Origin of the sequence: Meiothermus cerbereus, assembly GCF_051297115.1 — a bacterium.
Lineage (GTDB): Bacteria > Deinococcota > Deinococci > Deinococcales > Thermaceae > Meiothermus > Meiothermus cerbereus_A.
This window is the reverse complement of the sequence record NZ_JBEVAL010000119.1, coordinates 1-4,302: the sequence shown is the minus strand read 5'-3', so window position 1 is coordinate 4,302 and position 4,302 is coordinate 1. Positions and strand designations below refer to the sequence as shown.

Here is a 4,302-nt window from a genome sequence, read left to right as displayed (position 1 = left end):
TACCTGACACCCCATCACGAGACAGCAGCCCGCCTGCTGGGGGTGGAGCGATATTACCTGCTGGAGTGAAGGGGGGTGCGGAATGTGGGCTCGAGGCCCTCTGGCGGCAATTTACCTACCACACCCAGCGGAACAGGCGGGACAACCCCCAATAAGGCTTACTTCGCTGGGGCCCCCACCGGCAACAGCCCGCCAGGATGTTTTGACCCGCTTAGCAGAATGCTTCAGGTATCAGTACCGCCGGCTGGTTCGCACCGCCGTGCCGGAGGCCGTAACCATCAGCATGTTGCCCTGGCCCACGGTTTCGTAGTCCACATCAATGGCAATTACTGCGTCGGCGCCCATAGCTGCGGCGGCCTGCTCGAGCTCCCCCAAGGCAATCTCGCGGGCCTTGCGTAGCTCGGCTTCGTAGGCCCCACTGCGCCCCCCCACAATGTCGCGCACAGAAGCCAGCAGGTCGCGGAAGATATTGGCCCCCACGATGGCCTCGCCAAACACCACATCGAGGTACTCGGTGATCTGGTAGCCCTCGAGCTGGCTCGAGGTGGTAAGCATAATCTTGCGTCGCACAACAAACCTCCTGAAAACCCATCATACCGAACCACACCCACGTCAGGTTTTGTTTGGATATAATCCACCCAACATGAAAGTTGCCCTGTTCGTTACCTGCCTGGCCGATCAATTTTTTGCTGATGCGGGCGTGGCAGCGGTTCGGCTTTTGCGGCACCTGGGCTGCACAGTGGAGTTTCCCAGTGGGCAGACTTGCTGCGGCCAGCCCGCCTACAACGCAGGTTACTGGGCCCAGGCCCGCCAGGTGGCCGACCATACGCTGGATGTGCTCGAGGAGGCAGAGTACGTGGTGCTTCCTTCGGGCTCCTGCACGACCATGCTGCGCAAGTTCTATCCTGAGCTCTACCGCGACCGCCCCAAAATGTTCACCCGAGCCGACGCCCTGAGCCGCAAAACCTACGAGCTGGCCGAGTTCATCGTAAAGGTGCTGGGCGTCAGCCAGCTGGGCCAGGGCCTGCAGGGCAAACGCATTGCCTACCACCACGGCTGCCACGCCTTGCGCGAGTTAGGCATCAGACAAGAGCCCCTGACCCTGCTGCGCGGCAGTGGGGCCGAGCTTGTGGACTGGGTGGCTGCCGAGGAGTGTTGCGGCTTTGGCGGGCTATTTTCGGTAAAGCTGCCCGAGGTAGCGCTGGGCATGGCTGACCGCAAACTTTCCACCCTGCCGCCAGGCCAGATAGACTTCCTGACCAGCGCCGATGGCGGCTGCATGCTGCACCTGATGGGCCGTATACAAAACCAAAACCTGAACCTGCCCGTGCGCCCCCTGGCCACGGTGCTGTGGGAGGCGGTGGGATGAAAGTAAGCGCGAACCGTTACCCGCAAGAGGCCGCCCGGCTACTGCGCGAGCACCCCGAGGTGCGCGAGTCGGTTACGGGAGCCACCCTGAGCTTCGATAGCAAAAGGCGGCAGGCTTACGCCGAGGTAGACGCCGAAGCCTGGCGGCGCTGGGCCGAGGGCGTAAAGAACCACCTGCTCTTGAACCTGGACAGGTATCTGCTCCAGGCTGAGGAAAAGCTACAGCAAAACGGCGTGCAGGTGCACTGGGCCGAAGACGCTGTTGAGGCACAGCGCATCGTGGCCGAGATCGCCCGCAAAGCGGGGGCGCGGAAAGTGGTCAAGGCCAAGACCATGGTTTCGGAGGAGCTGGGCATCAACCCTTTGCTGGAAGGGATGGGCCTCGAGGTGCTGGAGACCGACCTGGGCGAGTACATCATTCAGCTTTTGCACCAGCCCCCCTCCCACATCGTGGGCCCGGCCATCCACCTGAACTTAGAGCAGATTCGGCGCCTGTTCCATGAGCGCTTCCAAACCCCGCTGGAGGCCAGCCCCGAAGACCTGGCTGCCGTGGCCCGTAAGCTCCTGCGCGATGGGTTTTTGCAGGCCGATATGGGCATCTCCGGCGGCAATTTCGTGGTGGCCGAAACCGGCACCCTGGCCCTGATAGAAAACGAAGGGAACATCCGGCTTGCCACCTCGGCCCCGCGCATCCATGTGGCCCTGGTGGGCCTGGAAAAACTCCTGCCCCGCTTCAGCGACCTTTCGGTTTTCCTCTCGCTTACCGCACGCGCGGCCACAGGCCAACGGCTGGGTACTTTTGTTTCGCTCATCCAGGGCCCCAAAAAACCAGACGAACCCGACGGCCCCCAGGAAGTTCACGTGGTTTTTATCGACAACGGACGCAGCAGCCTGCTGGCCGACCCAGAAGCCTGGGAAACCCTGCGCTGTGTGCGCTGTGCGGCCTGCCTGAACGCCTGCCCGGTGTACCGCCAGACCGGTGGTCACCCATATGGCTACGTCTATAGCGGGCCCATCGGGGCCATCCTCTCGCCTGGGCTGGTGGGCCTCGAGCAGACCAAGCCCCTCCCCTATGCTTCTTCGCTTTGTGGGGCCTGCTTCCAGGCCTGCCCGGTGCGGATTCCTATCCCCAGGCTGCTGCTCACCTGGCGCAACCGCGCGGTGGAGCAGGGGCTTACCCCCAGGCTCGAGGCAGCCGCCATCCGGGCCTATGCCCTGGCCATGACCAACCCCTGGGCCTACCGTCTGGCTACCAGGGCCCTGCGGCTTCTACCCGAGAAAGCGCTGGACAATACCGTGCTGCCGGTGCTCAAAGCCTGGACCGAAGGCCGTGCTGGCCTCATGCCCAGCCAAAAAAGTTTTCAGCAGATGTGGGAGGCCGGAGAAGTCTGATGGTGCGGGCCAAAATATGCGGGATTACCCGCCAGGAAGACGCCATCCTGGCCGAAAACCTGGGGGCCTGGGCGCTGGGCTTCATCCTGGCCCCCGGCACCCGGCGCTATGTGGAACCCGAGTCGGTCAAAGCCATCAGCCAGGCCTTGGGGCCCCTGGTGGTACGGGTCGGGGTGTTTGTGGACACCCCACCCGAGGAGGCGCTGAGGCAGATGGAGACCGCCCGGCTCCAGGTGGCCCAGCTCCACGGGGCCGAACCACCCGAATGGGCCGAGCAGGTGCGACGCTTTTTTCCGGTTATCAAGGCCATTCGGATATCCGGGCCTGCCTCGCCCGAGTGGTTAGCTTATCCCGCCGATGCCCTCCTGGTAGACGGGGTAAGCCCTGGCAGTGGACAAACCTACCCGTTGGCGTGGCTGATGCCCCTCCGTCAGCACCCGCGCTTGATTGTGGCCGGGGGCTTAACGTCAGATAATCTGCGCTCGGTGCTGGATTTAGCGCCTTACGCAGTGGACGTAAGCAGTGGGGTCGAGCTCGAGCCACGCCGCAAAGACCCCCACAAACTTCGGGCCTTTCTGGCTCAGGTCGCAGCCTTCAACGGCACCAGCCTGAACCAGTAAACATAGCGCCTCTCGCTTTCTTCCCAGCAATACTCCACCGCTTCAACCCGGTACAAACCCAGCCTGAACCAGCGGTTCACCCCTTCGCGAAGGTAAAGGCGCATGGGCTTCTGGTCTTCGAGCGCCTCCAGCAAAACCCGGTTGCCTCCCAGTGGCTGCTGGTTACCCGCTAGACCCTCGCCAGGATAGAGAATGGAACCATCCGACAAAAAGCGGTTTTTATAGCCCGACTCACCCCGATCAACCAGCAGGCTGTCCTTGCCAATCCCACGAAGGGTTTTATGCTCGGCAAACACCTCTTTCCAGGTCAGCATGCTTGACACCTAGTAGGCCAACCGCTATTATCCTATGTGCCTGTGCGGGCGATTCCGGTACAGCGCAACAACTTGCTCCGGTGGTGTAGTTGGTTAACATACCCGCCTGTCACGTGGGAGATCGCGGGTTCAAGTCCCGTCCGGAGCGCCAATAATACCGCCGAATGTGGCCGTTCTGGCCCCTTCGGCCATCCTGCCAAGGTAGCTCAGTCGGTAGAGCATGCGACTGAAAATCGCAGTGTCGGCGGTTCGATTCCGCCCCTTGGCACCACTATAGGAAACAAAAAACCGGGGTTACTCAAATCCCGGTTTTTGCTTTAATCCCATAGTTTGACCCCAATAAAGTTAGGACTTGCGCAGTTGCCTTCCTCCTCCCCACTGGGCTACCCTTTTCTGCAAAGCACACAGGCTAAGGGCCGACACGGAGGCGCTGTGGCAGGAGGCCAGGGCTCTGGTGGAGCCGGGGGCTCTTTTCATCCAACTGTGTAAGTCTTACCGTTACAAAAAGCGTTACATACCATTTTGTGCCCAAAAACGCTGTCGCAACCGCACCCCCTCATCCAAAAAAGCCCACACCAACGCCCACCAGAACGATATGGAAGCAATTT

Annotated in this window: 5 protein-coding genes and 2 tRNA genes; 5 read left to right on the top strand and 2 right to left on the bottom strand. The window is 61.5% G+C overall.

Going from position 1 to position 4,302, the window contains the following annotated elements:
- Window positions 1–231: 231 nt before the first annotated feature.
- Window positions 232–558 (bottom strand): heavy metal-binding domain-containing protein, encoded by a 327-nt coding sequence (locus ABWU19_RS14325; protein WP_435902332.1) that lies wholly within the window; start codon window positions 556–558, stop codon window positions 232–234.
- Window positions 559–643: 85 nt separating this feature from the next.
- Here ABWU19_RS14325 and ABWU19_RS14320 point away from each other — a divergent pair, with 85 nt between their 5' ends.
- From ABWU19_RS14320 to ABWU19_RS14310, 3 genes are read left to right on the top strand one after another with little or no spacing between them, the layout of a single operon-like run.
- On the top strand, window positions 644–1,369 hold the full coding sequence (locus ABWU19_RS14320) for a (Fe-S)-binding protein (RefSeq protein ID WP_435902331.1): 726 nt from the start codon (window positions 644–646) through the stop codon (window positions 1,367–1,369).
- Window positions 1,366–2,760 (top strand): LutB/LldF family L-lactate oxidation iron-sulfur protein, encoded by a 1,395-nt coding sequence (locus ABWU19_RS14315; protein ID WP_435902330.1) that lies wholly within the window; start codon window positions 1,366–1,368, stop codon window positions 2,758–2,760. The genes ABWU19_RS14320 and ABWU19_RS14315 overlap by 4 nt, the downstream gene beginning before the upstream one ends.
- Window positions 2,760–3,380, top strand: coding sequence for a phosphoribosylanthranilate isomerase (locus ABWU19_RS14310; protein WP_435902329.1), 621 nt, complete (start codon window positions 2,760–2,762; stop codon window positions 3,378–3,380). The genes ABWU19_RS14315 and ABWU19_RS14310 overlap by 1 nt, the downstream gene beginning before the upstream one ends.
- Here ABWU19_RS14310 and ABWU19_RS14305 read toward each other — a convergent pair.
- On the bottom strand, window positions 3,341–3,694 hold the full coding sequence (locus ABWU19_RS14305) for a hypothetical protein (protein ID WP_435902328.1): 354 nt from the start codon (window positions 3,692–3,694) through the stop codon (window positions 3,341–3,343). The genes ABWU19_RS14310 and ABWU19_RS14305 overlap by 40 nt on opposite strands.
- A gap of 74 nt (window positions 3,695–3,768) precedes the next feature.
- On the opposite strand from ABWU19_RS14305, the gene ABWU19_RS14300 reads away from it, so the two are divergent.
- Both ABWU19_RS14300 and ABWU19_RS14295 read left to right on the top strand, forming a co-directional pair.
- Window positions 3,769–3,845, top strand: a tRNA-Asp gene (locus ABWU19_RS14300).
- 44 nt (window positions 3,846–3,889) lie between these two features.
- Window positions 3,890–3,965: transfer RNA gene (locus tag ABWU19_RS14295), tRNA-Phe, on the top strand.
- The last annotated feature ends 337 nt before the right edge of the window (window positions 3,966–4,302 follow it).

Bases quoted from the DNA above. Each gene is read 5' to 3' on its own strand.
- ABWU19_RS14320 (WP_435902331.1), top strand. From the start codon at position 644: ATGAAAGTTGCCCTGTTCGTTACCTGCCTGGCCGATCAATTTTTTGCT.
- ABWU19_RS14315 (WP_435902330.1), top strand. From the start codon at position 1,366: ATGAAAGTAAGCGCGAACCGTTACCCGCAAGAGGCCGCCCGGCTACTG.
- ABWU19_RS14310 (WP_435902329.1), top strand. From the start codon at position 2,760: ATGGTGCGGGCCAAAATATGCGGGATTACCCGCCAGGAAGACGCCATC.
- ABWU19_RS14305 (WP_435902328.1), bottom strand. From the start codon at position 3,694: ATGCTGACCTGGAAAGAGGTGTTTGCCGAGCATAAAACCCTTCGTGGG.